This is a genomic window from Streptomyces sp. NPDC002463 (assembly GCF_042889835.1).
In the GTDB taxonomy this organism is placed as follows: domain Bacteria; phylum Actinomycetota; class Actinomycetes; order Streptomycetales; family Streptomycetaceae; genus Streptomyces; species Streptomyces nymphaeiformis.
Genome location: NZ_JBIARL010000011.1, coordinates 1 through 25977 on the forward strand (window position 1 = coordinate 1; position 25977 = coordinate 25977).

General features: G+C 72.9%; 24 protein-coding genes. 11 read left to right on the forward strand and 13 right to left on the reverse strand.

From position 1 onward, the window contains the following. Nucleotides 1-338 precede the first annotated feature (338 nt). A complete protein-coding gene (locus ACFYX3_RS22320) occupies nucleotides 339-1385 on the reverse strand; it encodes a GlxA family transcriptional regulator (protein ID WP_389015994.1) in 1047 nt (348 codons plus the stop codon). 45 nt (nucleotides 1386-1430) lie between these two features. On the opposite strand from ACFYX3_RS22320, the gene ACFYX3_RS22325 reads away from it, so the two are divergent. Next, a complete protein-coding gene (locus ACFYX3_RS22325) occupies nucleotides 1431-2018 on the forward strand; it encodes a cysteine hydrolase family protein (protein ID WP_389015997.1) in 588 nt (195 codons plus the stop codon). 4 nt (nucleotides 2019-2022) lie between these two features. On the opposite strand, the gene proC is transcribed toward ACFYX3_RS22325, so the two are convergent. The 5 genes from proC to ACFYX3_RS22350 all read right to left on the reverse strand — a co-directional run bounded on the left by proC (nucleotide 2023) and on the right by ACFYX3_RS22350 (nucleotide 5427). Then, on the reverse strand, nucleotides 2023-2832 hold the full coding sequence (gene proC / locus ACFYX3_RS22330; RefSeq protein WP_376594583.1) for a pyrroline-5-carboxylate reductase: 810 nt from the start codon (nucleotides 2830-2832) through the stop codon (nucleotides 2023-2025). Between the two features lie 84 nt (nucleotides 2833-2916). Continuing rightward, nucleotides 2917-3654, reverse strand: a complete 738-nt coding sequence (locus ACFYX3_RS22335) for an ABC transporter permease (protein ID WP_359510804.1) — start codon at nucleotides 3652-3654, stop codon at nucleotides 2917-2919. After that, nucleotides 3651-4457 (reverse strand): ABC transporter ATP-binding protein, encoded by an 807-nt coding sequence (locus ACFYX3_RS22340; RefSeq protein WP_389016001.1) that lies wholly within the window; start codon nucleotides 4455-4457, stop codon nucleotides 3651-3653. Before ACFYX3_RS22340 ends, ACFYX3_RS22335 begins: the two co-directional genes overlap by 4 nt. A 189-nt stretch (nucleotides 4458-4646) precedes the next feature. Next, nucleotides 4647-5141, reverse strand: a complete 495-nt coding sequence (locus ACFYX3_RS22345) for a hypothetical protein (RefSeq protein ID WP_385660348.1) — start codon at nucleotides 5139-5141, stop codon at nucleotides 4647-4649. 34 nt (nucleotides 5142-5175) lie between these two features. After that, nucleotides 5176-5427 carry an SH3 domain-containing protein gene (locus tag ACFYX3_RS22350; RefSeq protein WP_376594586.1) on the reverse strand — a complete coding sequence of 84 codons (252 nt, stop codon included), beginning with the start codon at nucleotides 5425-5427 and terminating at the stop codon, nucleotides 5176-5178. A gap of 158 nt (nucleotides 5428-5585) precedes the next feature. Between ACFYX3_RS22350 and ACFYX3_RS22355 the strand changes: the two genes are divergently transcribed. Continuing rightward, complete coding sequence (locus ACFYX3_RS22355; RefSeq protein ID WP_389016006.1) at nucleotides 5586-7748, forward strand: PQQ-binding-like beta-propeller repeat protein; 2163 nt, start codon at nucleotides 5586-5588, stop codon at nucleotides 7746-7748. 66 nt (nucleotides 7749-7814) lie between these two features. Here the strand turns inward: ACFYX3_RS22355 and ilvD are convergent, their stop codons facing one another. From ilvD to ACFYX3_RS22375, 4 genes are all read right to left on the reverse strand, one after another. Continuing rightward, complete coding sequence (gene ilvD, locus ACFYX3_RS22360) at nucleotides 7815-9668, reverse strand: dihydroxy-acid dehydratase (RefSeq protein WP_382661529.1); 1854 nt, start codon at nucleotides 9666-9668, stop codon at nucleotides 7815-7817. Nucleotides 9669-9784: 116 nt separating this feature from the next. After that, nucleotides 9785-10396: a TetR family transcriptional regulator gene (locus tag ACFYX3_RS22365; protein WP_389016010.1), complete on the reverse strand. Its 612-nt coding sequence runs from the start codon at nucleotides 10394-10396 to the stop codon at nucleotides 9785-9787. Further along, nucleotides 10393-11235 carry a sugar phosphate isomerase/epimerase family protein gene (locus ACFYX3_RS22370; protein WP_389016013.1) on the reverse strand — a complete coding sequence of 281 codons (843 nt, stop codon included), beginning with the start codon at nucleotides 11233-11235 and terminating at the stop codon, nucleotides 10393-10395. The genes ACFYX3_RS22365 and ACFYX3_RS22370 overlap by 4 nt, the downstream gene beginning before the upstream one ends. Before the next feature lie 77 nt (nucleotides 11236-11312). After that, entirely contained in the window at nucleotides 11313-12245 is a 933-nt protein-coding gene (locus tag ACFYX3_RS22375) for a Ppx/GppA family phosphatase (RefSeq protein ID WP_389016016.1), read from the reverse strand. A 128-nt stretch (nucleotides 12246-12373) separates the two neighbouring features. On the opposite strand from ACFYX3_RS22375, the gene ACFYX3_RS22380 reads away from it, so the two are divergent. Continuing rightward, nucleotides 12374-13168: a hypothetical protein gene (locus tag ACFYX3_RS22380; RefSeq protein WP_389016676.1), complete on the forward strand. Its 795-nt coding sequence runs from the start codon at nucleotides 12374-12376 to the stop codon at nucleotides 13166-13168. A 65-nt stretch (nucleotides 13169-13233) separates the two neighbouring features. On the opposite strand, the gene ACFYX3_RS22385 is transcribed toward ACFYX3_RS22380, so the two are convergent. Then, complete coding sequence (locus ACFYX3_RS22385) at nucleotides 13234-15006, reverse strand: hypothetical protein (protein WP_389016019.1); 1773 nt, start codon at nucleotides 15004-15006, stop codon at nucleotides 13234-13236. A 172-nt stretch (nucleotides 15007-15178) separates the two neighbouring features. Here ACFYX3_RS22385 and radA point away from each other — a divergent pair, with 172 nt between their 5' ends. Together radA and disA are read left to right on the forward strand one after the other, a co-directional pair. Further along, nucleotides 15179-16585 carry a DNA repair protein RadA gene (radA, locus tag ACFYX3_RS22390; RefSeq protein ID WP_389016022.1) on the forward strand — a complete coding sequence of 469 codons (1407 nt, stop codon included), beginning with the start codon at nucleotides 15179-15181 and terminating at the stop codon, nucleotides 16583-16585. A 227-nt stretch (nucleotides 16586-16812) separates the two neighbouring features. After that, entirely contained in the window at nucleotides 16813-17871 is a 1059-nt protein-coding gene (gene disA / locus ACFYX3_RS22395) for a DNA integrity scanning diadenylate cyclase DisA (RefSeq protein ID WP_116165462.1), read from the forward strand. Between the two features lie 14 nt (nucleotides 17872-17885). Here disA and ACFYX3_RS22400 read toward each other — a convergent pair whose 3' ends face one another. After that, a complete protein-coding gene (locus ACFYX3_RS22400) occupies nucleotides 17886-18737 on the reverse strand; it encodes a hypothetical protein (RefSeq protein ID WP_389016025.1) in 852 nt (283 codons plus the stop codon). Nucleotides 18738-18993: 256 nt separating this feature from the next. Here ACFYX3_RS22400 and ACFYX3_RS22405 point away from each other — a divergent pair, with 256 nt between their 5' ends. From ACFYX3_RS22405 to cseC, 6 genes are all read left to right on the forward strand, one after another. Further along, nucleotides 18994-19665: a phosphatase PAP2 family protein gene (locus ACFYX3_RS22405; RefSeq protein WP_389016028.1), complete on the forward strand. Its 672-nt coding sequence runs from the start codon at nucleotides 18994-18996 to the stop codon at nucleotides 19663-19665. Nucleotides 19666-19698: 33 nt separating this feature from the next. Further along, a complete protein-coding gene (locus ACFYX3_RS22410; RefSeq protein WP_359510786.1) occupies nucleotides 19699-20619 on the forward strand; it encodes an A/G-specific adenine glycosylase in 921 nt (306 codons plus the stop codon). A gap of 190 nt (nucleotides 20620-20809) precedes the next feature. Next, on the forward strand, nucleotides 20810-21385 hold the full coding sequence (locus tag ACFYX3_RS22415) for a SigE family RNA polymerase sigma factor (RefSeq protein ID WP_376594595.1): 576 nt from the start codon (nucleotides 20810-20812) through the stop codon (nucleotides 21383-21385). A gap of 41 nt (nucleotides 21386-21426) precedes the next feature. Then, the gene (locus ACFYX3_RS22420; RefSeq protein WP_382661535.1) at nucleotides 21427-22119 is read left to right on the forward strand and encodes a hypothetical protein; all 693 of its coding nucleotides are present in this window, start codon (nucleotides 21427-21429) and stop codon (nucleotides 22117-22119) included. Nucleotides 22120-22193: 74 nt separating this feature from the next. Then, nucleotides 22194-22895 carry a two-component system response regulator CseB gene (cseB, locus tag ACFYX3_RS22425; protein WP_389016033.1) on the forward strand — a complete coding sequence of 234 codons (702 nt, stop codon included), beginning with the start codon at nucleotides 22194-22196 and terminating at the stop codon, nucleotides 22893-22895. Next, a complete protein-coding gene (cseC, locus tag ACFYX3_RS22430) occupies nucleotides 22784-24229 on the forward strand; it encodes a two-component system sensor histidine kinase CseC (protein ID WP_376773557.1) in 1446 nt (481 codons plus the stop codon). The genes cseB and cseC overlap by 112 nt, the downstream gene beginning before the upstream one ends. A 111-nt stretch (nucleotides 24230-24340) precedes the next feature. Here the strand turns inward: cseC and ACFYX3_RS22435 are convergent, their stop codons facing one another. After that, nucleotides 24341-25927, reverse strand: a complete 1587-nt coding sequence (locus tag ACFYX3_RS22435; RefSeq protein ID WP_389016035.1) for an MDR family MFS transporter — start codon at nucleotides 25925-25927, stop codon at nucleotides 24341-24343. Nucleotides 25928-25977: the final 50 nt, after the last annotated feature.

Sequence of the window (25977 nt, forward strand, 5' to 3'; positions counted from 1 at the left end):
GGTCCCTTTCGCTTTCGCTCCGGGCCCTTCCGGCGGTTCCGACTCTATCAGATCCTTTCGGCGTCTGATTCCCAGTCAGGGGGTTTGTCTTTCCGGCTGTTGGGCCGTTCCGACGAGTGAGACTTTAGCGGATTCCTGCCGTCCGACGCGAATCGGGCGACGTGCGCCCAGACCTTCGAACGCGAATTCCTCATTTCGCAAAAACGCACGGAAAGCACGACGGCGCGGCAAAGCACCGTCAGGTTCAGTGGATCTTGCGGAATGGCTGTCCGGGGCCGACCGGAGTCGGTGCTCACGTCGGACAACTCGGAGAACCTTACGGACCGGGGGGTGCCGTGTCAACCCTGGTCCGTGGGGGTTCCTCTGCCCGGGTGACGGAAGGCGTTGCGGTAGTCGCGGGGGCTGGTGCCCAGGTGGGAGGCGAAGTGCTGGCGCATGGTGACCTCGCTGCCGAAGCCCGCGCGGCGGGCCACCTCGGGGAGGGGGTGGTCCGTCCGTTCGAGGAGCTTCTGGGCTGCCGCCACGCGCTGGGTGATGAGCCAGTGGAGAGGGGTCGTTCCGGTCGTGGCCTGGAAGTGGCGGGCGAAGGAGCGGGGGGACATGCCGGCGACGGCGGCCAGGCTTGCGACGGTGTGGGGGTCGGCGAGGTGGGCCAGGGCGTGGGCGCGTACGGCGGCGAGGGCGTCGGCGTCGCGGTCGGCGCGGGGTGTGGGGTGCTCGATGAACTGTGCCTGGGTCCCCGTACGGAAGGGGGCCGTGACCATCGAGCGGGCGACGGTGGCCGCCGCCTCCGCTCCGTGGGCGGTGCGGATCAGGTGGAGGCAGAGGTCGATGCCCGCTGCGGTGCCGGCCGAGGTCCAGACGCCGGTGTCCTCGACGAAGAGCGCGTCGGGTTGGACCTGGACGGCCGGGTGGAGGGCGGCCAGGGTCCCGGCGAGGTGCCAGTGGGTGACGGCGCGGCGTCCGTCGAGGAGGCCGGCGCGGGCGAGGACGAAGGCGCCGGCGCAGAGCGAGGCGACCGGGACGCCGGCGGTGTGGGCGCGGCGGAGGGCGTCGAGGACGGGGGCCGGGAGGTCGGCGTAGGGGTCTTCGATGCCGGGGACGACGACGAGGTCGGTGGGGGTGAGGTCGTCGATCCAGGTGAGTGGGCGGTCGGGGGTGAGGGTGAGGCCGCCGCGCAGGGGGATGGGGGTGTCCGGGTCTGCGGCGGTTCTGCGGAGTTCGAAGGGCGGGACGCCGCGGAGGGTGCGGTCGCTGTCCCAGACCTCGGTGATGACGGAGATGTCGAAGGCGCGGATGCCGGGGAAGGCGACGAGGGCGATGCGCTGGGGGCGTGGTGTGGGTGTCTGCGGCACGGTTGGCAGTAAAGCATCGATCGCTGGCATTCACCCCTCTGGGACGCGGGGGCTCACGGCGGGAGGATCGTTGTCATGGAGATCAACGAGAACGCGGCGCTGGTGGTCATCGACGTGCAGAAGGGCTTCGAGTCGGAGTTCTGGGGGCGGCGGGACAACCCGGACGCCGAGAGGAACATCGCGGCTCTGATCGACGTGTGGCAGGAGACGGGGCGGCCGGTCGTCTTCGTGCGGCACGACTCGCCGCGGGCCGGGTCGCCGCTGGAGCCGGGGACCGAGGGCAACGAGTTCAAGGACTTCGTCGAGGAGCGGCGGGGGAAGGGCTCGGGGCCGGAGCTGTTCGTCACGAAGTCCGTGAACTCCGCCTTCTACGGGGAGCCCGATCTGGATGCCTGGCTGAAGGGGGCCGGCGTCGAGCAGTTCGTGGTGGTGGGGATCCAGACCAACATGTGCAACGAGACCACCGCGCGGATGGGCGGGAACCTCGGGTACGACGTGCTGTTCGCCCTGGACGCGATGCACACCTTCGACCTGGCGGGCCCGTTCGACTGGACGCAGACGGCGGAGGAGCTGACCCGGGCGACGGCGGTGTCGCTGCACGGTGGGCGCTTCGCCCGGGTCGTGACCACGGAGGACGTGGTGAAGGGTGCGTCGGCGGAGTAGTCGCTCAGCTGTTGCCGGAGGCGAGCTCGCGGCTGCGGTCGCGGGCCGCTTCCAGCGCGGCGATCAGGGCGGCCCGCACGCCGTGGTTCTCCAGCTCGCGGATGGCGCTGATGGTGGTGCCGGCCGGTGAGGTGACGGCCTCGCGGAGCTTGACCGGGTGCTCGCCGCTGTCGCGGAGCATCACGGCGGCGCCGATGGCGGCCTGGACGATGAGGTCGTGGGCCTGGGCGCGGGGCAGGCCGAGGAGGATGCCGGCGTCGGTCATCGCCTCGACGAGGAAGTAGAAGTACGCGGGGCCCGAGCCCGAGAGGGCGGTGGCGGCGTCCTGCTGGGACTCGGGGACGCGGAGGGTCTTGCCGACGCCGCCGAAGATCTCCTCCGTGTGGGCGAGGTGCTCGGGCGTGGCGTGGCTGCCGGCCGAGATGACGGACATGCCCTCGTCGACGAGTACGGGCGTGTTCGGCATGACGCGGACGACGGGGGTGCCGGCGGTGAGGCGGTCCTCGATGAAGGACGTGGGGATGCCCGCCGCCGCGCTGATGATCAGGCGGTCGGCGGTGACGTGCGGGGCGAGCTCGTCGAGGAGGCGGCCCATGTCCTGCGGCTTGACGGCCAGGATGAGGGTGTCGGCGCGCTTGGCGGCCTCGGCGTTGGTGACGGTCTCGACGCCGTAGCGGGTGCGGAGTTCCTCGGCGCGTTCGGCGCGGCGGGTGGTGACCAGGAGGTTGGTGGGGCGCCAGCCGGCGCGGATCATGCCGCTGAGGAGCGCTTCACCGATCTTGCCGGTGCCGAGGACTGCGACGGTCTGGGTCATGGGTCTGTTCACCTCGCCGGAGGGGGCCTTTTCGACATCCTTTCACCGGTGGGGGCCGGGGTGCGCGGGGTGTCCGAGGGGCGGTCAGGCGGTACGGCGGCGGAGGGTGGCCGCGCCGAGGCCGAGGACGAGGACGGCGCAGCCCGCGACGACGAGGGCGTCGCGGACGAAGGCGGTGGTCATGTCGGGGTGGCGCAGGACCTCGTTCATGCCGTCGACGGCGTATGACATGGGCAGGACGTTCGAGATCGCCTCCAGGGCCGGGGCCATGCGGTCGCGCGGGGTGAACAGGCCGCAGAGCAGGATCTGCGGGAAGATCACGGCCGGCATGAACTGGACGGCCTGGAACTCGGACGCGGCGAAGGCGGAGACGAAGAGGCCGAGGGCGGTGCCGAGGAGGGCGTCGAGGAGGGCCACCAGGAGGAGGAGCCAGGGGGAGCCGATGACGTCGAGGCCGAGGAACCAGACGGCGAGGCCGGTGGCCAGGACGGACTGGAGGACGGCGACGAGCCCGAAGGCGAGGGCGTAGCCGGCGATGAGGTCGGCCTTGCCGAGGGGCATGGCGAGGAGGCGTTCCAGGGTGCCGGAGGTGCGTTCCCTGAGGGTGGCGATGGAGGTCACCAGGAACATCGTGATGAGCGGGAAGATGCCGAGGAGCGAGGCGCCGATGTTGTCGAAGGTGCCCGGGCTGCCGTCGAAGACGTAGCGGAGCAGGAAGAGCATCAGGCAGGGGACGAGGAGCATCAGGGCGATCGAGCGCGGGTCGTGGCGCAGCTGGCGCAGGACGCGGGCGGCGGTGGCGAGGGTGCGGTTCGCGTTCACGGGCGGTGCTCCTGCTGTTCGGCTGCGGCTCGGGCGGCTCGTTCGTTCGCCGCGTCCACGAGGTGCAGGAAGGCTTCTTCGACGGTGGCCGTGTCGTTGCGGCGGCGGAGGTCGTCGGGGGTGTCCTCGGCGAGGATCTCGCCCTCGCGCATGAGGAGCAGTCGGTGGCAGCGCTCGGCCTCGTCCATCACGTGGGAGGAGATGAGGAGGGTGGTGCCCCGGTCGGCGGCGATCCGGTGGAAGAGGTTCCACAGGTCGCGGCGGAGGACGGGGTCGAGGCCGACCGTGGGCTCGTCGAGGACGAGGAGCTCCGGGGTGCCGAGGAGGGCGACGGCGAGGGAGACGCGGCTGCGCTGGCCGCCGGAGAGCCGGCCGGCGAGGGCGTCCGCGTGGTCGGCGAGGTCGACGTCCTCGATGGCCCGGTCGACGGCGGTGCGACGGTCGTGTCGGTGGGCGCGGCCGGGGAGCAGGACGGCGGCGAAGTAGTCGAGGTTCTGGCGGACGGTGAGGTCGTCGTAGACGGACGGGGCCTGGGTGACGTAGCCGATGCGGGAGCGGAGGGCGGGGTCGCCGGCGGGGCGGCCCAGGACCTGGAGGGTGCCGGTGACCTTGGCCTGGGTGCCGACGATGGCGCGCATGAGGGTGGTCTTGCCGCAGCCGGAGGGGCCCAGGAGGCCGGTGACCTGGCCGGTCGGGACGGTGAAGTCGATCCCGCGGAGGACTTGGCGGTCGCCTCGGACTGTGGTGAGGCCGTCTGCGATGACCGCTGCCTGGTCGGGCTTGCCCGGCAGGTAATTCATCATGCGATGAATAGTGGGGCTGGGGGTGTCCGGGCGTCAAGGACCTGGGCCTTGGGTTCGTGCGGGTGCATGTGGTGCGGGTCAAGGCGCGGAACGCGGAGGCGCCGCTGAGCGCGCCGTCCCGTGTGCCCACCCTCCCCCACGCCCCAGCGGGACGATTGCCCACACGGGCGGGACCCCCACCGAGGTGGGCTACTTGCGCTTCGGCTTCTTGCGGGTCGACGGGTTGCCCGTGCGGGAGGCTCGGCGGTTCTCGTACTGCTTCACTGCCGCTTCGTGTTCCGTGCGGTGGAGTTTTTCGCCCGGGGCCTCGATGAGGCAGCGGGCCGCGTAGGCCAGGAGGGAGCCGATGAAGCCGATGGCCTTCAGGCTGCGCAGGGACTCCTCGCGGGCCGGGTCGGCCGGGCGGCGGACGAAGCCCTCCCAGGTCTTGGCGAAGGCGATGGCGCTGCAGACCGCGAACATGATGACGACCAGCATGTTGACGACGCCGCCGACGTCCGCGATCTGCAGGCCCTCGTAGGCGAAGCGCAGCACGAAGCAGGCCGCGACGGCGGCGGCGAGCGCGCCGACGGCGAGGCCGGCGCGGCGCAGCGCGTAGTGGCCGCTGTGGTCGACCCAGGTCGTGCCGAAGAAGCGGATCTCCTCCGGCTGCGGGCCGCTGGGCTGCTTCTCTTCGTCGCTCACAGGGTCGATTATCCCCGGGGCGGCGGTGAGGAGCTCAGGAGCAGCGCGGTGCGACCATCTCGTCGCTGCCCGTGTGGACGTACGCGTCGGAGACGTACTCCCCCGGCGCGATGCTGTCCCAGATGTTCGTCGTGCCGTACGGGCCGCTGACCCACTCGCCGTACTTCTGGCAGTAGATCGCGACGGTGGCGCCGAGCGGCAGTGCCCGGACGATCGGGTACTTGGTGCTCGGGCCCGAGCGCACGTTGACCCGGTAGCCCGGTGCGACCTCGTAACGCGTGGTCATGGTGTCCTCCCCCTGTGGCGCAAAAGCGCTCCGCCGAGTTTCACTCTCCGCGACGCGCAGGCTAGCAAGCTCCACCGACATCGCGGGCACCATGGACTAGGCTCCGTCGGGTCGCGCACGTGCGCGCGATGTGACGGGGAATCACACGGGGGTGGGCGATGCCACCGTTGCGCGGCACCGGTGCCGAACGCTATGCGGAGGAGCCCGAATACGCGGGCGACTACCGTCTCCAGGCCTGTCTGGGATCCGGCGGCATGGGCGTCGTACACCTCGCGAGCTCAGCCTCGGGGCTGCGGCTCGCGGTGAAGGTCGTACACGCTCGGTATGCGGAGGACCCCGAGTTCAGAGCGCGTTTCCGCCAGGAGGTCGCGGCCGCCCGCCGGGTCAGCGGGGCCTTCACGGCGCCGGTCGTCGACGCCGATCCCGATGCCGAACGCCCCTGGATGGCGACCCTCTACGTGCCCGGCCCGACCCTCGCCGACCAGGTGAAGCGGAACGGCCCGCTGTCCCCGGCCGAGCTGCGCCGGCTCACCGCCGGGCTCGCCGAGGCGCTGCGCGACATCCACCGGGCCGGGGTGGTCCACCGGGACCTCAAGCCCAGCAACGTGCTGCTGACCGACACCGGGCCGAAGGTCATCGACTTCGGGATCTCCCGGCCGGTCGACAGCGATCTGCACACGGAGACGGGCAAGCTCATCGGCTCGCCGCCGTTCATGGCGCCCGAGCAGTTCCAGCGGCCCCGGGAGGTCGGGCCGGCGGCGGACGTGTTCGCGCTGGGTTCCGTGCTGGTGCACGCGGCGACCGGGCACGGACCGTTCGACTCCGACAGCCCGTACATCGTGGCGTACCAGGTCGTCCACGACGAGCCGGACCTGACGGGGGTGCCCGCGGACCTGGCGCCGCTCGTCGCGCGCTGCCTCGCCAAGGAACCGATCGAGCGGCCGACGCCGGCGCAGATCATGCAGGCTCTGCTGCCTCCCTCGTACGCGGCCGAGGCCTTCATACCGGCGCAGCGGCGGCGTCCCGCGCTGCCCGAGGGCGAGGACGCCGGCCACACGCCCGCGTGGGACGCGGACACGCCGGTCCGGGCACCCGCGCCGGCCGCACCCCGGCGCGGTCCGCGGATCCGGCCGCGTCCGACGATCGCCGCCGCCGCCGCGCTGGCGCTGACCGCTGCCGGGCTGTACGCGGCGCTCAGCCGGCCCGCGGACCGGCCCGAGACCCCGACGAGCCCGGACGAGGTGGCGACCTCGTTCGCCGGCTGGACCACCGGGCTCCAGAAGTACGGTCCGTCGTCCGCGCCCGCCTGTACGCACGACACGGGCGCGCTGTACTGCACGGCAGGGGGCATCGGGATCGCTCGGCTCGACCCGGTGACCGGGCGGGTCCTCTGGTCGCGAACCGCGCCCGTCGAGGAGCTGGCACCGAAGGCCCCCGTGTCCCTCGCGGAGGGGGTGGTCGGGGCCGCCGCTCCGGCGGGTCCCCTGCGGGCGTACGCGGCCGGGGACGGCGCGCCCGGCTGGACCGCGCGCGGCAAGCTCCCCGAGGTGTACCGGCCGGCCGGCGGGGCCGTCGTCCTGTCCGACGGCATGGGCGGCATCCGGGCGGTCGACGCGCGCGGCGGCGAGGAGCTGTGGCGGCACGGCCTTTCCGGCTTCGGGGTGCCGCGCCCCGGACCGTACGACGCGCCCTCGGGGCTCCTCACGGTGTCCGAGGCGTCGGAGGACGCGACGCACACCCGGGTCGGTGCGATCCGGCCCGCCACCGGCGAGGTGGTCTGGCAGCGGAACCTGGACGGCAACCTCGATCCGCTGGGCCGCACCGGGGACGGCACGCTGGTCCTCGCGGCCTTCCGCGGCGCCGACGCCTCGCTGGTCGACGCCCTCGTCCTCCTGGGGCCCGGCGGGGGCCACGGGGCCGTGCGCAGGCTGTCCCTGCCGTACCGGATGGACCTCCGGGGCATCGCGGTGAGCGGCGCCGTCGTCCATCTGCTCGACGCGGACGGGCACCTCACCGCCTTCGACACCGCCGCCCCGAAGGGGAAGGTGCTGTGGGACCTGGAGACGGCCGCCGGGAACGTCTCCCAGCCGGTCCTCGGCCCCCGCGACCGGCTCTACTTCTCCGTCCAGGACGGCCGGCTGCTCGCCGTCGACACGGTGCGCGGCGCGCTGGTCGGCCAGACCCGGCCCCGGCTGCGCAACGGCCGCCTCGGGTACGCGCCCCTGGTGCCCGCGCCGCTGGTCGCCGGGGACCGGGTCTTCGGGACGGCGCCGGACGGCTCCGTGTTCGCGGTGGACGCGCGCGATCCGGCGTCCTGGTGACCACGTACGACGAAGGGGAGCGGGTTCGGGAACCCGCTCCCCTTCGTCGTACGTCCTTCGCCGGGGTCAGCCCAGCTTCGTCACGTCCCGGACCGCGCCCTTGTCGGCGCTCGTCGCCATCGCCGCGTACGCCCGCAGCGCCGCCGACACCTTGCGCTCCCGGTTCTTCGGCGCGTACACGCCGCCGAGGGCCTCACGGCGGGCCGCCAGGGTGGCGTCGTCGACGAGGAGCTCGATCGAGCGGTTCGGGATGTCGATGCGGATGCGGTCGCCGTCCTCGACGAGCGCGATCGTGCCGCCCGAGGCGGCCTCGGGCGAGGCGTGGCCGATGGAGAGGCCCGAGGTGCCGCCGGAGAAGCGGCCGTCGGTGACGAGGGCGCAGGTCTTGCCCAGGCCGCGGCCCTTGAGGAAGGAGGTCGGGTAGAGCATCTCCTGCATGCCGGGGCCGCCCTTGGGGCCCTCGTAGCGGATGACGACGACGTCGCCGTCCTTGACCTGCTTGTTCAGGATCTTCTCGACGGCCTCCTCCTGCGACTCGCAGACGACGGCCGGGCCCTCGAAGGTCCAGATGGACTCGTCGACGCCGGCGGTCTTCACGACGCAGCCGTCGACGGCGAGGTTGCCGTGCAGGACGGCGAGGCCGCCGTCCTTCGAGTACGCGTGGGCCGCGTCGCGGATGCAGCCGTTCGCGGCGTCCGTGTCGAGGGTGTCCCAGCGCTCCGACTGGGAGAAGGCGGTCGCGGAGCGGACGCAGCCGGGGGCCGCGTGCCACAGCTCGACGGCCTCCTCTGAGGGGGAGCCGCCGCGCACGTCCCAGGTGTCCAGCCACTGCTTGACGGAGGGCGCGTGGACGGCGTGGACGTCCTCGTTCAGCAGACCGGCGCGGTAGAGCTCGCCGAGGATGGCGGGGATGCCGCCCGCCCGGTGCACGTCCTCCATGTAGTACGTGCGGTCCTTGGCGACGTTCGGGGCGACCTTGGCCAGGCAGGGCACCCGGCGGGAGACCTCGTCCATGTCCGGCAGGCCGTAGTCGAGCTCGGCCTCCTGGGCGGCGGCGAGCAGGTGCAGGATCGTGTTGGTGGAGCCGCCCATGGCGATGTCGAGGGCCATGGCGTTCTCGAAGGCGGCGCGGGACGCGATCGAGCGGGGCAGGACGGAGTCGTCGTCCTCGTCGTAGTACCGGCGCGTGATGTCGACGACCGTGCGGGCCGCGTTCTCGTACAGCGCCCGGCGGGCGGTGTGGGTGGCGAGCACCGTGCCGTTGCCGGGGAGGGAGAGGCCGATCGCCTCGGTCAGGCAGTTCATCGAGTTGGCGGTGAACATGCCGGAACAGGAACCGCAGGTCGGGCAGGCGTTCTCCTCGATGCGGGAGATGTCCTCGTCCGAGATCTTCGGGTTCACGGCGTCGGAGATCGCGTCGACCAGGTCGAGCGTGCGGACCGAGCCGTCGACGAGCGTGGCGCGGCCGGACTCCATCGGGCCGCCGGAGACGAAGACCGTCGGGATGTTGAGGCGGAGGGCCGCCATCAGCATGCCGGGGGTGATCTTGTCGCAGTTGGAGATGCAGATCAGGGCGTCGGCGCAGTGCGCCTCGACCATGTACTCCACGCTGTCCGCGATCAGGTCGCGGGAGGGCAGGCTGTAGAGCATGCCGCCGTGGCCCATGGCGATGCCGTCGTCGACGGCGATCGTGTTGAACTCGCGGGCGATGCCGCCGGCCGCGGTGATGGCCTCGGAGACGATCCGGCCGACCGGCTGGAGGTGGGTGTGGCCGGGGACGAACTCGGTGAAGGAGTTGGCGACGGCGATGATCGGCTTCCGGCCGATGTCCGCGCCGGGTACACCGGAGGCGCGCATAAGGGCGCGTGCGCCCGCCATGTTGCGGCCGTGGGTGACAGTGCGGGACCTCAGCTCGGGCATCGTCGCTCGCTCCTCGTGATGGGTGTGCTTGCATTCGAGCGTACGCCGGTGCTCCAAGATCTGGACAGGGCGTCCGGAATGCGGGACGGGTGTTCAGGCTTCGGTCAGGTGAGGCGTCAGGCTTCCGTCAGGTAGCGCTGGAGGGTCGGGGCCACCTGTTCGACGATCCGCTCCGGGTCCGCCGAGGCCAGCGGCTCGACCTGGATCACGTACCGCATGATCACGATCCCGATCATGTGCGAGGCGGCCAGCTCCGCGCGGAAGCCCGGGTCCGGCACGTCGAGCTCGGCCGCGATCCGCTCCAGGAGCCGGCGCAGCACGAAGGTCCGCAGCACCTTGGCCGCCGCCTCGTGGGTGAGCGCGGAGCGGACGATCGCGAGGAGCGGGGCGCGGGAGGCCGGGTTCTCCCAGACGCCGATGAAGAAGCGCGCGAGCCGCTCGCCGATGGCCTCGCGTGGGCCGCCGATGATCGCCGGGAGGACTGCCGCGGGCTCGAAGGAGACCTCGATCGCGGCGGCGAAGACCTCGTCCTTCGTGCCGAAGTAGTGGTGCACGAGCGCCGGGTCCACGCCGGCGGCCTTGGCGATGCCGCGCACCGAGGCCTTGTCGTAGCCGCGCTCGGCGAACTGGGCGCGGGCCGCCTCCAGGATGCGGGTCCGGGCGTCCGGGCCGCTCTCCTCCTCGGTACGGGACGGGCGGCCGCGCCGGCGCGGGGCCGGGTCGGTCATGTGCGGGGGGCCCGTTCGGTCGTCGGGCGGGCGGGCGCCGAGGCCAGGTGGAGGCGGGTGAAGGCGAGGGCCTCCGCGAGATCGGCCTCGCGTTCGGCGGCTGACATCGCGCGGCGGGTGTTGACCTCGATGACGACGTGCCCGTCGAAGCCGGTGAGCGCGAGCCGCTCCAGGAGCTCGGCGCAGGGCTGCGTGCCGCGCCCCGGGACGAGGTGCTCGTCCTTCGCGGAGCCCTTGCCGTCGGCGAGGTGGACGTGGCCGAGCCGGTCGCCCATGCGGTCGATCATCGCGAGGGCGTCGGTGCGGGCGGTCGCGGTGTGCGAGAGGTCGACGGTGAAGTGCCGGTAGTCGTCCTTGGTGACGTCCCACTCGGGGGCGTACGCGAGCATCTCGCGGTCCTTGTACCGCCACGGGTACATGTTCTCGACGGCGAAGCGCACGTCCGTCTCGTCCGCCATCCGCCAGATGCCGGTCACGAAGTCCTTGGCGTACTGGCGCTGCCAGCGGAACGGCGGGTGCACGACGACCGTCGACGCGCCGAGCCGCTCGGCGGCGGCCTGGGCGCGCTGGAGCTTGACCCACGGGTCGGTGGACCAGACGCGCTGCGTGATGAGGAGGCAGGGGGCGTGCACGGCCAGGATCGGGACCTGGTGGTAGTCGGAGAGCCGGCGCAGCGCCTCGACGTCCTGGCTGACCGGGTCGGTCCACACCATGACCTCGACGCCGTCGTACCCGAGGCGCGCGGCGATCTCGAAGGCCGTCGCCGTCGACTCCGGATAGACCGAGGCCGTCGACAGGGCGACCTTCGCATCCGGGATGCGCACCACTGGTTCTGCCACGGGGTAAGGGTACGGGGCGGGCCGGGGGGCCGGAGGGTGGTTCCGGTCACGCCCCGGCCGGTGCGGGGTGCGGATCGTCAGTGCTCCGGCAGGTGGTCCAGGCGGCGGAGGATGACGCCCTCGCGCAGGGCCCAGGGGCAGATCTCCAGTTCCTCGACGCCCAGCAGGTCCATCGCGCCCTCCGCGACGAGCGCGCCCGCGAGGAGCTGGCCGGCGCGGCCCTCCGAGACGCCGGGGAGGGCGGCGCGCTCGGGCGCGGTCATGCCGGCGAGGCGCGGGACCCACTCCTCCAGGGACTTGCGGGACAGGATCCGCTGGACGTAGAGACCCTCCCCCGAGCCGGGCGCGCCCGCGATCCTGGCGAGCTGCTTGAAGGTCTTGGAGGTGGCCACGACGTGGTCGGGGCGGCCGAAGCGGCTGAACTCGTGGACCGTACGGGCGATCTGCGCGCGCACGTGGCGGCGCAGCGCCTTCACGTCGGCGGTGTCCGCCGGGTCGCCGGGCAGCCAGCCCGCCGTGAGGCGCCCGGCGCCCAGGGGCAGGGAGACCGCCGTGTCCGGGTCCTCGTCGATGCCGTACGCGACTTCGAGGGAGCCGCCGCCGATGTCGAGGAGGAGCAGCTTGCCGGCGGACCAGCCGAACCAGCGGCGGGCGGCGAGGAAGGTGAGCCGGGCCTCCTCCTCGCCGGTGAGGACCTGGAGGTCGACCCCGGTCTCGTCCTTCACGCGCGCGAGGACCGCGTCGGCGTTGCTGGCCTCGCGCACGGCGGAGGTCGCGAAGGGCAGCACCTCCTCGCAGCCCTTGTCCTCGGCGGCGAGGAGCGCGTCCCGCACGGTCGCGATGAGCCGCTCGACGCCGTCGGGCGCGATGGCACCCCGCTCGTCGAGCAGTTCGGCGAGCCGGAGCTCCGCCTTGTGCGAGTGGGCGGGCAGCGGCCGGGCGCCGGGGTGGGCGTCCACCACGAGGAGGTGCACTGTGTTCGAACCGACGTCGAGGACTCCGAGTCTCATGGGCGGAACGCTACTGCGCCGACCCGCATACGCTTGGTCTTGTGCCAAAGACGAAAAAGGCGAAGCCGGGCAAAGAGAGCGAAGGCGCGCGCGTGAAGGACGCCAGGACCGCGCACGCGGCGAAGGCCGTGAAGGCGGTCAAGGTCGGGAAGCAGAAGCGGGGCAAGGCCGAGGAGCCCGACGAGAAGGGGCTCGACTTCGCGCGCGCGTGGGTCGAGTTCCCCGATCCGGCCGACGAGGAACAGGTCTTCCGCTGCGACCTGACCTGGCTGACCTCGCGCTGGACGTGCATCTTCGGCAACGGCTGCCAGGGCATCCAGGAGGGGCGCGCCGACGACGGCTGCTGCACGCTGGGCGCGCACTTCTCCGACGAGGACGACGAGAAGCGGGTCGCCGGGCACGTGGCCCGGCTGACGCCCGAGCTGTGGCAGTTCCACGACGTCGGTACGGAGTCTGGCTGGGTGCAGCTCGACGAGGACGGCGACCGGCAGACCCGCCGCTGGGAGGGGTCCTGCATCTTCCAGAACCGGCCCGGTTTCGCGGGCGGCGCGGGCTGCTCGCTGCACATCCTGGCGATGAAGGAGGGCCGCGAGCCCCTGGAGACGAAGCCGGACGTGTGCTGGCAGCTGCCGGTGCGGCGGACGTACGACTGGGTCGACCGCCCCGACGACACCAAGGTGCTCCAGGTGTCGATCGGCGAGTACGACCGGCGCGGCTGGGGTCCGGGCGGCCATGACCTGCACTGGTACTGCACGACGGCGTCGTCGGCGCACGTCGGCGGGGAGCCGGTGTACGTCTCGTACCGGCCTGAGCTGGTCGAGATGATGGGCGAGGAGGCGTACGAGGTGCTTGCCGGGCTGTGCGAGGCGCGGCTCGCCTCGCAGCTGCCGCTGGTGGCCCCGCATCCGGCGGACCCCGTCTAGGGCCTGTCCGCCCCTGATCCGCCGGGCAGGCCCTAGGCGCCTCGGTCTCTAGGGCGCCTCGGTCTCTAGGGCGTCTCGGTCGACGGCGGGGTCGTGGCCGGGTCCGAGTTCGTCGGTGGGGGTTCCTCGGTCGCCGGCGGTGTGGTGCTCGGGTCCGGCGTCGGCTCGGTGGTCGGCGGCGGGGTCGTGGGCTCGGTCGTGGGCGGCGTCGTCGGTTCCGTGGTGGGCGGGCTCGTGGGCGGGTCGGTCGGTTCCGTCGTCGGCGGAGACGTCGGCGGGGTCGTCGGTTCCGTCGTCGTGGCCGGCGGGGGTGTGACGACCCGGCCGGTCGGCGGCTTGGCGGGGCCGTGGCCGTCGATCCGTACGACCGCGCCCGAGGGGTTCACCCCCACGCGCGCGCTCCACGGGCCCGCGGGTGTCCGGCCGTGGTCGACACGGACGGCGATCGTGATCGTCTCGCCGGGGCGGAGCGTGCCGGAGGCCCGGCTGACGTACAGCCAGGGGGCGTCCGTCCACAGCGACCAGTCGACGGGTGAGCCGCCGGCGGCGGTGAGGGTGAGCAGGGTGACGTCGCCGTGGCCGGCGGCGGTGACCGTGATCCAGCCGGCGGCGGGTTCGCCGGGGCGGGCCGGTTCGGTGGGGGCGCCGGGGCTGACGACCTCGACGGAGACGTCGGGGGCACGGCTGCCCTGGGTGAAGCGGGGCTCCGGGGCGGCGCTCGCGTTGCCCGCGTTCTCGTAGCGGTCGTACGGGCTGCCGTCGGGGCCCACCGGTTCGTCCGCCTCGCGCGCGCTGATCCTGCGTCCGTCGTGGCCGGTCTCGTCGGCGGCCGGGGTGCCCCGGTACGAGGTCCACAGGGCGAGGACGGGGGCGGCGACCACGGCGGCGACGACGGTGGTGGTCACCGCGCGGGCCCGCATCCGGTCCCGGCGGGCGACGTGGTCCTTCGGGTCCATGGGGAAGCCGGTCGGCGCGAAGCGCGGGGCGCCGGCACGCGCGCGCGGGACGTGCAGCATCGCCATGTACGCGGCGGCCCTGGGCGCCTCGACGAGCGGCAGCCGGTCCGCCGGGAGGGCCGAGGCCCCGGGCCAGGGCCCTGCGGCACCGACCCGCTCGGCCGCTCGGCGGCAGCGGGGGCAGTCGTCGACGTGCCGGACGAGCTCGGCGCGCAGGGCGGCCGAGAGGAGCACCCGGTGGTCGCCGGTGAGCCGGGCGACGGTGGGGCAGCTGCCGGTCTCGACGACGGCGAGGGCGGCGCGGGTGCGTTCGACCTCGCAGCCGGCGGTGGCGAGGAGTTCCCGGGCGGCGAGCGGGTCGAGGGAGAGCACGGCGGCGACCTGACGGTGGCTGAGGCCGTGCCGCACGGCGAGCTCCAGGGCCTCCCGCTGCTCGGGCGTGGTGCCGGCGGCCTCGGGCCAGGCGAGCAGGGCGAGCTCGGCGCGGCGCCGCTCGGCGGTCTCCTCGGAGACCCGGGGCGGCTCGGGGGCGGTGACGGCGGGCCGGCCGGTGTGGGCGCCCTGGCGCTTGCGGCGCTGCTCGCCGAGGCTGCGCAGGCAGGCCCAGCGGGCGAGGGCGTACAGCCAGGCCGTGCGGCCGTCCTCGTCGGAGGGGCAGCGGCCGTGGTGGCGCTCGGCGACGGCGAGGACGTCGCCGAGGACGGCGGTGGCCGTGTCGTGGTCGCAGAGCACGGAGAGGCAGTACGTGAAAAGGCCGTCGAGGGCGGCCTCGTAACGGGCGGGGGGGCGCCGGCCGAGCGTGCGCGGTCCCTGGTCCGTGGCGCGGTGCGCCCGGTGTGCGCCGGTGGTGCGTGCGGGGGATTCCAGCCTGCTGCTCGTCACTGGGCGACCGTAGGCAAGGCCGGGGCACTCTTCGTACCGGTTGCTCCATTCTCATTCTTACGGGTGAAGGTATCGCTCGAAAGGGGACAGGAGGCGGGCGTTCCGGTGCCCTGGGGCCGCCCCTGTGGACGGCCGGGGCCCGTTGTCGGTGGCGGCGGATACGGTGTGACTCATGGCTGCCCGTACGAAAACCGCCAAGGACCGGCCGTCCTACCGCTGCACCGAGTGCGGCTGGCAGACGGCCAAGTGGCTCGGCCGCTGCCCCGAGTGCCAGGCCTGGGGGACGGTCGAGGAGTACGGCGCGCCCGCCGTCCGGACGACCGCCGCCGGCCGCGTCTCCACCGCCGCGCTGCCCATCGGGCAGGTCGACGGCCGGCAGGCGACCGCCCGCTCGACCGGCGTCGACGAGCTGGACCGGGTCCTCGGCGGCGGCCTGGTGCCCGGCGCCGTCGTGCTGCTCGCGGGCGAGCCCGGGGTCGGCAAGTCCACGCTCCTGCTCGACGTGGCGGCCAAGGCGGCGAGCGACGAGCACCGCACGCTGTACGTGACGGGCGAGGAGTCCGCGAGCCAGGTCCGGCTGCGCGCCGACCGGATCAACGCGCTCAGCGACCACCTGTACCTGGCGGCCGAGACCGACCTGTCGGCCGTCCTCGGGCACCTCGACGCGGTGAAGCCCTCCCTGCTGGTCCTGGACTCGGTGCAGACCGTCGCCTCCCCCGAGATCGACGGCGCGCCCGGCGGCATGGCGCAGGTCCGCGAGGTCGCGGGGGCCCTCATCCGGGCCTCCAAGGAGCGCGGCATGTCGACGCTCCTCGTCGGCCACGTCACCAAGGAGGGGGCCATCGCCGGGCCCCGGCTCCTGGAGCACCTGGTCGACGTCGTCCTCAGCTTCGAGGGCGACCGGCACGCGCGCCTGCGGCTGGTCCGGGGCGTGAAGAACCGCTACGGGGCGACCGACGAGGTCGGCTGCTTCGAGCTGCACGACGAGGGCATCACGGGACTCGCCGACCCCTCCGGACTCTTCCTGACCCGGCGTGACGTGGCCGTGCCCGGCACCTGCCTGACGGTCACCCTGGAAGGCAAGCGTCCGCTGGTCGCCGAGGTGCAGGCGCTGACGGTCGACTCGCAGATCCCGTCGCCGCGGCGGACGACCTCGGGTCTGGAGACCTCCCGGGTCTCGATGATGCTGGCGGTCCTGGAGCAGCGCGGCCGGATCAGCGCGCTGGGCAAGCGGGACATCTACAGCGCGACCGTCGGCGGCGTGAAGCTCACCGAGCCCGCCGCCGACCTGGCGATCGCGCTCGCGCTGGCCTCCGCGGCGAGCGACACCCCGCTGCCGAAGAACCTGGTCGCGATCGGCGAGGTCGGGCTCGCCGGCGAGGTGCGGCGGGTGACGGGCGTCCAGCGGCGGCTCGCCGAGGCGCACCGGCTCGGCTTCACGCACGCGCTGGTGCCGGGGGACCCGGGGAAGGTGCCGGCCGGCATGAAGGTGACGGAGGTGGCGGACGTGGGGGATGCGTTGCGGGTGCTGCCGCGGAGCCGCAGAGCGAAGGGCGCGGAGGAGAAGACGTCCAGCTGATCGAACCCGGTCCTCGGGGGTGCCGAACAGGCGGCGGAGCCGTCTCGGCGGGGGCCCGCCCTCCCCCGGACTCCGTCCGGGGGGACCCCCACGTCCTGCGGAACGTATGCCCACACCGCTGCGGCGAACCCTGCGCCGGGGTGGTGTCGCTAGACTTTGCCCTGGTCTCGCCCATCCGTACGAGCCGGAGGAGAGCAGTGGCAGCCAAGGACGGGAACGAAGCGCTGATGCGCGCAGCCCTCAGCGCGGTCGCTCCCGGCACCGCGCTGCGTGACGGCCTGGAGCGGATCCTCCGGGGGAACACGGGCGGTCTCATCGTCCTCGGCCTGGACAAGACGGTCGATTCGATGTGCACCGGCGGGTTCGAGCTGGACGTCGAGTTCACCGCCACGCGCCTGCGTGAGCTGTGCAAGCTCGACGGCGCGCTCGTCCTCGACAAGGACATCACCAAGATCCACCGCGCGGGTGTGCAGCTGGTCCCGGACGCCTCCATCCCCACCGAGGAGACCGGCACCCGCCACCGCACCGCGGACCGGGTCTCCAAGCAGTGCAGGTTCCCGGTCGTCTCCGTCTCCCAGTCGATGCGTCTGATCGCGCTGTACGTGGACGGTGAGCGCCGGGTCCTGGAGGAGTCGGCCGCGATCCTGTCCCGCGCGAACCAGGCGCTCGCGACCCTGGAGCGGTACAAGCTGCGGCTCGACGAGGTGGCCGGCACGCTCTCGGCGCTCGAGATCGAGGACCTGGTCACGGTCCGGGACGTCACCGCGGTCGCGCAGCGCCTGGAGATGGTCCGCCGGATCGCCACCGAGATCGCCGAGTACGTCGTCGAGCTCGGCACCGACGGGCGGCTCCTCTCGCTCCAGCTCGACGAGCTGATCGCGGGCGTGGAGCCGGAGCGCGAGCTGGTGATCCGGGACTACGTGCCGGAGCCGACGGCGAAGCGCTCGCGGACGGTCGCCGAGGCGCTCACCGAGCTGGACGCGCTCACCCACACCGAGCTCCTCGAACTTCCGGTCGTGGCGCGTGCCCTCGGCTACAGCGGCTCGCCAGAGACCCTCGACTCGGCGGTCTCGCCGCGCGGCTACCGGCTCCTGGCCAAGGTGCCGCGGCTGCCGGGCGCGATCATCGAGCGTCTGGTGGAGCACTTCGGCGGGCTGCAGAAGCTGCTCGCGGCGAGCGTGGACGACCTCCAGACCGTCGACGGCGTCGGCGAGGCCCGGGCCCGCAGTGTCCGCGAGGGACTGTCGCGCCTCGCGGAGTCCTCGATCCTGGAGCGGTACGTCTAGGACGTGCCGCCCGCTCAGTCCTTGGCGAGCGTGAACGAGGCGGCGAGCACCTTCGCGCCCGGCACCTTCGCCTCCACCAGGTAGGTGCCCGGGCCGGCCTGGCCCGCCGGGGCGCTGGCGCACTGCGGGGCGCTGTGACCTCGGTCCCATTCCACGGTGTGGGTGATGGTGGTGTGCGCGGGGACGCGCAGCAGGACCGGGGTGCCGGGGCGCGGGCAGTCGGCGGTGGACCAGACCTCGTCGTCACGGTCGTCACTGACCGTGAGAACCGCGCTGCGGGGCCCGAAGTCGGCCTTGCAGGTGGTGTTCGAGGTGTTCTTCGCGACGAGGTGGAAGCGGGGCTTCTCCCCTGCCTCGTAGGTGAGTTTGATGGAGCGGAGCTCCAACTGCAGCGCTCCGGCAGGGCAGTTCGGGAGCGGGGAGTTCGCCGGGACCTGCCGGCCCGCGCCGGTGCCCGCGCCGCCGTCGGCGCCGGCGCCGTCGGTGTCGCCGTTCTTGCCGGTGCCGGTGGTGCCTCCCGTGCCCTCGGCGCCGGAGTCCGTACCGGCGTCGGCTCCCGCGTCCGTACCGGAGCCCGCCGAGCCGCCGTTGTCGCCCGCGGTCTCGCCGGAGTCGCCCGACTCGTCGCGCCCACCGGGCTGTTGACTGATCGCCGGGCCGGTGCCGGAGGGGCCGGGAGTGATCGACGGCGGGGTCGGCGACGAGCCGTTGGCGGCGTCGTTCGGCTTCTTCCCGTCGCCGTCACCGGAGGTGACGGCCCATACGGCGAGCAGCGCGAGCAGCGCCACCAGGCACGCCGCCACCGCCCTCCGTCGCCAGTAGATGGTGGAGGGAAGCGGCCCGACCGGATTGCGCAAAGATCCCACGACCCGAACCTTACGAGAGATCCGGCCCAACTCCCGCCCCACCCGCCGCCCCAGGCCTCAAGTTTTGCCGATGATCACATCCGTGGGTTCCGGGAACTTTCCCCGATCCGGCGCGGATCCGGTACGGCATCCCGCCCTAAACCCGAGGGAAACCGTAGGGAACCGGGCCGAATCGCAGCCCCCCGCTGTCGCCGGGGGTCGTTCCGGCCGGCGGCCCGGGGCGGCGGACTCCGGATTCCGGTTAGCGTCGTACCCCATGAACACCCTTCTCGACCTCTCCGACCGTCTGTATCTCGACGTCGCCGACTTCGCCCACTCCACGCCCCACTGGTTCCAGTGGATCGCCGAGGTGTGGACGGAGCTCGGGCTGCTGCTCTTCGGCGTGCTGTTCCTCGCCGGCTGGTGGCGCACCCGGGAGGGTTCGAGCCGGGCGATGGCGCTCGCGCTGCTCGCCCCGATCGCCACCGGCTTCGGTTACGTGGTGAGCGAGGCCCTGAAGTCGCTGATCGACGAGGAACGTCCGTGCCGGGCGGTCGCCGAAGCGCCCGTCTCGCTCGTCGCCTGCCCGCCGCACGGCGACTGGTCCTTCCCCAGCAACCACTCCGCCATCGCGGGCGCCGCGGCGATCGCGCTCGCCCTGTCCTGGCGCGGGATCGTCTGGCTGACCGTGCCGATGGCGCTGCTCATGGCCTTCTCCCGGGTCTTCGTCGGCGTCCACTACCCGCACGACGTGACCGTCGGCCTGCTCGTCGGCGCCCTGATCGCCTTCGTCGTGATGCGGGCGGCGGAGCGCCCCGTCCGGGCGCTGGTGGAGACGGCCAGGTCGAGCCGGAGCTCGGCCGTGGTGTGGTGCGCGGGGCGCGGGCCGAGTGCGCACGCCCCCGCGCACTCCGAGCGGCGCTCGCGCGCGCGCCACGGCGCGTACTGATCACGCCGGGGACGTGCCAGGATCGGGGGTGCCATGACTTCCATCGACACTCCCCCCACGTCCGAGGCCCCCGTCGTGCTCCCCGCCGAGCTGCACGGGCCCGTCCTCGCCTGGTTCGACCGGCACGCCCGCGACCTGCCCTGGCGCCGCCCCGAGGCCGGTGCCTGGGGCGTCATGGTCAGCGAGTTCATGCTCCAGCAGACCCCGGTGGTCCGGGTCCTCCCGGTGTACGAGCAGTGGCTGGCGCGCTGGCCGCGCCCGGCCGACCTGGCCGCCGAGGCCCCCGGCGAGGCGGTCCGCGCCTGGGGCCGGCTCGGCTACCCGCGCCGGGCGCTGCGGCTGCACGCGGCGGCCGTCGCGATAACGGAACGGCACCACGGCGACGTGCCCAGCGACCACGCGCAACTGCTCGCGCTGCCCGGCATCGGCGAGTACACGGCGGCGGCGGTGGCCTCCTTCGCGTACGGGCAGCGGCACGCGGTCCTCGACACCAATGTGCGCCGGGTCTTCGCGCGGGCGGCGACCGGCGTCCAGTACCCGCCGAACGCGACCACGGCCGCCGAGCGGCGGCTCGCCCGCGCGCTGCTGCCGGAGGACGAGACGACGGCGTCCCGCTGGGCGGCCGCCTCCATGGAGCTGGGCGCCCTGGTGTGCACGGCGAAGAACGAGGACTGCGGGCGCTGCCCGATCGCCGAGCGGTGCGCCTGGCGGCTCTCGGGCAAGCCGGCGCACGACGGTCCGCCGCGGCGCGGTCAGACGTACGCCGGGACCGACCGGCAGGTGCGCGGCCGGCTCCTCGCGGTGCTGCGGGATTCGGCGGAGCCGGTGCCGCAGGCGGCGCTCGACGCGGTCTGGGACGAGCCGGTGCAGCGGGCCCGGGCCCTGGACGGGCTCGTCGCGGACGGGCTCGTCGAGCCGCTGGAGGGCGACCGGTACCGGCTGCCGCTGTCCTGAGCCCCTGGACGTCTTGAGGCCCCGCTCTCCCGAGAGCGGGGCCTCAAACCTTTTCCGTCCCCGCTGTTACACAACCGATGGGTAGCCGTGCGTCCACCGACGGCTGCCCCGCACAGCCCCGTGACAAGCGCTCCGTAGCGTCGTCCACGACACGAGGACAAGCAGGGCACGGGGAACGGAGGCGGTTCGGATGAGGCACGGCGGCGAGGTGCTCGACTTCGAGGATTACGTACGCACGCGGCAGGACGCACTGCTGCGCAGTGCCCGCCGCCTCGTCGCCGACCCCGTCGACGCCCAGGACCTCCTCCAGACGGCTCTGGCCCGTACGTACGGCCGCTGGGACGGCATCGCCGACAAGTCCCTCGCCGACGCCTACCTGCGCCGCGTCATGATCAACACGCGGACCGAGTGGTGGCGCTCCCGCAAGCTCGAAGAGGTGCCGACCGAGCAGCTGCCCGACGCGTGCGTCGACGACCCGACCGAGCAGCACGCCGACCGCGCCCTGCTCATGGACATCCTGAAGGTGCTCGCGCCGAAGCAGCGCAGCGTCGTCGTCCTGCGTCACTGGGAGCAGATGAGCACGGAGGAGACGGCGGCGGCGCTCGGCATGTCGACCGGTACGGTGAAGTCGACGCTCCATCGTGCGCTCGCCCGGCTCCGCCAGGAGCTGGAGAGCCGTGACCTCGACGCCCGTGCCCTGGGGCGGACCGGGGAGCGGGCGACCGTACGAGGTGACGAAGGGGGTCGGGAGCGGTGCGCGGCGTAGACGGCGACCCCTGTGGCAGACCGCAGGAAGGCCACCACTGTGTGAGCGGCGGCGACGACCGGTGTCCGACCGGACGGCGCCGCCCGCGGCGTACCGTCAGGGCGGCGAGCGTCACGGCCACGGCCGGGCTCGTCGCCGTCGGGCTTTCCCTGGCCGGATGCTCCACCGGTGGCACCGGCTCCCGCGACGAGGGCGCGGCCCGCTCCGACGAGATCGCCGCCGCCGCGCCCACCCCGTCCGTCTCCGGCACGGCGGGCCTGCAGTCGGCCGAGCGGGTGGATCCGATAGCGCTCCTGAAGGCGGACCCGAAGATCGGCGCGCGGCTCAAGGACGACCTGAAGCCGTGCGTCGCCGACGCGTACCCGGTGGAGACCTCCTACGGCAATCTCACGAACACCGCCTCCCCCGACGTCGTCGTCAACGTGATGACCTGCGGGGACGCCGTCGGCATCGGCTCGTACGTGTACCGCAAGGAGAACGACCGGTACGAGAACGTGTTCATGGCCGAGGAGGCGGCGGTCTACGCGACGATCGACCGGGGCGATCTCGTCGTCAGCAAGCAGGTGTACGCGAAGGGCGACCCGGTCGCGTACCCCTCGGGCGAGGACGTGATCACCTACCGCTGGTCGGGGAACGCTTTCACCCAGCACGACTGGGTGCACAACGAGTACAGCCGGGCCGTCGGCGACGCCCCCACCGCGGAGCCCGCCCCGAGCGAACCGGCCGCCAACTGAGCCGTGAGCCGTCCTGGACCGCCGCGGACCGCCGCCGGCCGAAAGACCGTACAGACCCCGAAGGGCACATCACGATGGCCGAAACCCATGTCCTGTTCGTCGAGGACGACGACGTCATCCGTGAGGCCACCCAGCTCGCCCTCGAGCGGGACGGCTTCCGGGTGACCGCCATGCCCGACGGGCTCTCCGGTCTGGACGCCTTCCGGGCACAGCGCCCCGACATCGCGCTCCTCGACGTGATGCTGCCGGGGATGGACGGGGTCAGCCTCTGCCGTCGCATCCGCGACGAGTCGACCGTGCCCGTGATCATGCTCTCGGCGCGCGCCGACTCCATCGACGTCGTGCTCGGTCTGGAGGCGGGGGCCGACGACTACGTCACCAAGCCCTTCGACGGTTCGGTGCTCATGGCCCGCATCCGGGCCGTGCTGCGCCGCTTCGGGCACGCGGGCGGCGTCGGCAACGGCGAACAGGGGGACGCGCCGGACGGCGGCGGGCTCCTCGTCTTCGGCGACCTGGAGGTCGACACCGAGGGCATGGAGGTCCGCAGGGGCGGGGCGCCGGTGGCGCTGACCCCGACGGAGATGCGGCTGCTCCTGGAGTTCTCGTCGGCGCCGGGCACCGTACTGTCCCGGGACAAGCTCCTGGAGCGGGTCTGGGACTACGGCTGGGGCGGGGACACCCGGGTCGTGGACGTCCATGTGCAGCGGCTGCGCGCCAAGATCGGCCAGGACCGGATCGAGACGGTCCGCGGCTTCGGCTACAAGCTCAAGAACTAGGGCCCGTACTTGTGCATGTGAAGCTGCGCCCCTTGCGTACCGGGGTCCGTTGGAAGATCGCCGTCGCCATCGCGGCGGTCGGCGCGCTCATCGCGGTCACCCTGAGCATCGTCGTGCACAACGCCGCCCGCATCTCGATGCTCGACAACGCGCGCGAGGTGCAGATGGAGCGGCTGCTCTTCGCCCAGCGGATGTACGAGACGTCGAAGCCGAAGGAGCCCCGCTTCGGCACGAAGATCAACGACCCGGCGCTGCCGCCGCAGCTCCACCAGCTGATGCGGGACAAGCGGCGCGGGACGTACGTGCAGGAGCACCGGCACGGCGGGCCGCCGGACGTGTGGGCGGCCGTGCCGCTCGCCAACGGCGACGTGCTGTCGCTGCACATCCCCTTCGCCGACCGCAGCGCGACGATCATGAACGATCTGGACCGGGCCCTCGTCATCGGCTCGGTGTCCGTGGTCTTCGGCGGCTGCGCGCTCGGCGTGCTCATCGGCGGCGGGCTCTCGCGGCGGCTGCGGAAGGCCGCCGTCGCGGCCGGCCGGGTGGCCCAGGGCAATACGGAGGTCCGGGTACGGGACGCCGTCGGCGGGGTCGTACGGGACGAGACCGACGACCTGGCCTGGGCGGTGGACGCCCTGACCGACGCGCTGAACGAGCGGATCGAGGCCGAGCGGCGGGTCACCGCCGACATCGCGCACGAGCTGCGCACCCCCGTCACGGGGCTGCTCACGGCGGCCGAGCTGCTGCCGCCGGGGCGGCCGACCGAGCTCGTACGGGACCGGGCGCAGGCCATGCGGACGCTGGTCGAGGACGTTCTGGAGGTGGCCCGGCTCGACAGCGCCTCGGAGCGGGCCGAGCTCCAGGAGATCGCGCTCGGCGAGTTCGTGGAGCGGCGGGTGCGGGCCCTGGACCCGGAGGTCGAGGTCCGGGTCGTGCACGAGTCCTGGGTGAACACCGACCCGCGCCGCCTGGAGCGGGTCCTGGGCAATCTCCTCGCCAACGCGGCCAAGCACGGCAAGCCGCCGGTCGAGGTCACCGTCGAGGGCCGGGTGGTCCGGGTCCGCGACCACGGTCCCGGCTTCCCGGAGGCGCTCCTCAAGGAGGGCCCGAGCCGGTTCCGTACGGGGACGAGCGACCGCGCGGGCCAGGGCCACGGCCTGGGCCTGACGATCGCGGCGGGCCAGGCCCGGGTCCTCGGCGCCCGCCTGACCTTCCGGAACGTGGCCGCGGAGGGGTCGCCGGGCGGGGTCGGCGGGGCCATCGCCGTGCTGTGGCTGCCGGACCACGCGCCGACGAACACGGGCAGCTTCCCGGTGCTGCGGCCGGCGGACTGACGGGTACGCGATCCCGGTGCTGCGGCCGGCGGAGTGAGAGGTACGGCGAAGGGGGCCGGGTCCATGACTGGACCCGGCCCCCTTTCCCGTACGGGAGATCGCTACGCGAGATCAGACGGTCTCGGCGACCTTGGGCGCGTCGTCGCCGGACTCCGCCTTCGGGGCCGCGGCCGGTCCGGCGCCGCGCAGCGCCACCTCCTTGACGAAGAAGGCGAGGACGAAGCCGAGGACGGCGACGGCCGAGGCGACGAGGAAGGCGCCGTGCGTGCCGGTGGCGACCGCGTGCTGGTAGGCCTCGCGGAGCGCGGCCGGCAGCTTGGCGAGGCTCGCCGCGTCGAGCTGGGCGGTCCGCTCGGTGAGCCCGCCACCGCCGCGGGACGCCATCTCGTCCTGGACGCGGCTGGTGAAGAGCGCGCCCATGATCGCGACGCCGAAGGAGGAGCCGAGCGTCCGGAAGAGGGTGGTGGAGGAGGAGGCGACGCCCATGTCCTTCATCTCCACGCTGTTCTGGGCGACCAGCATGGTGATCTGCATGAGGAAGCCCATGCCGGCGCCGAGGACGGCCATCCAGATCCCGGAGACGAGGCGCGAGGTGCCGGTGTCCATGGTGGAGAGCAGGAAGAGACCGGCGACCATGAGCGCGCCGCCCACGATCGGGAAGACCTTGTACTTGCCGGTGCTGGTGGTGAAGCGGCCCACGAGCAGCGAGACGACCATCATCGACAGCAGCATCGGCAGGAGCAGCAGGCCGGAGTTGGTGGCCGAGGCGCCCTGGACGGACTGCTGGAAGATCGGCAGGTAGAGGACCGCGCCGAACATCACGAAGCCGGTGATGAAGCCGATCAGGGACATCAGGGTGAAGTTGCGGCTGCGGAAGATGTGCAGCGGCATGATCGGGTCGCTCGCCCGGGTCTCGACGAAGAGGAAGGCCGCGAGCGCGGCGACGCCGCCGGTGATGAGACCGACGATGGTGGCCGAGCCCCACGCGTACTCGGTGCCGCCCCAGGTGGTGACGAGGACGATCGCGGTGATGCCGACGGTCAGGAGCGCGGCGCCGAGGAAGTCGATCCGGGTGCCGGTGGCACGTTCCTTCTTCGGCAGGTGCAGGACCGTGGTGAGCATGGCGAGGGCGACGGCACCGAGCGGCAGGTTGATGTAGAAGGACCAGCGCCAGCCCCAGTGGTCGGTGATGGTGCCGCCGACGAGGGGGCCGCCGATCATCGCGAGGGCCATGATTCCGGCCATCATGCCCTGGTACTTGCCGCGCTCGCGGGGCGGGATCAGGTCGCCGATGATCGCCATGACGCCGACCATGAGGCCGCCGGCGCCGAGGCCCTGGACGGTGCGGAAGCCGATGAGCTGACCCATGTCCTGGGCCATGCCGCTGAGCGCCGAGCCGATCAGGAAGATCACGATCGAGGTGAGGAAGACGCCCTTGCGGCCGAACATGTCGCCGAGCTTGCCCCAGATCGGGGTGGAGGCGGCGGTGGCCAGGGTGTAGGCGGTGACGACCCAGGAGAGGTGCTCGAGGCCGCCGAGCTCGCCGACGATCGTCGGCATCGCGGTGCCGATGATCATGTTGTCCAGCATCGCGAGCAGCATCGCGATCATGAGGGCGAGGAGGACGACCCGTACGCTGCGCGGCTGCGGGTCCGCAGCCTCCCCCTGTGCTGCCTGAACGTTCTGTTTCGTCGCCATCTCGATCCCTTACTTGCCGCCCGGCTAGTTACTACACTGAGGAAGGTAGG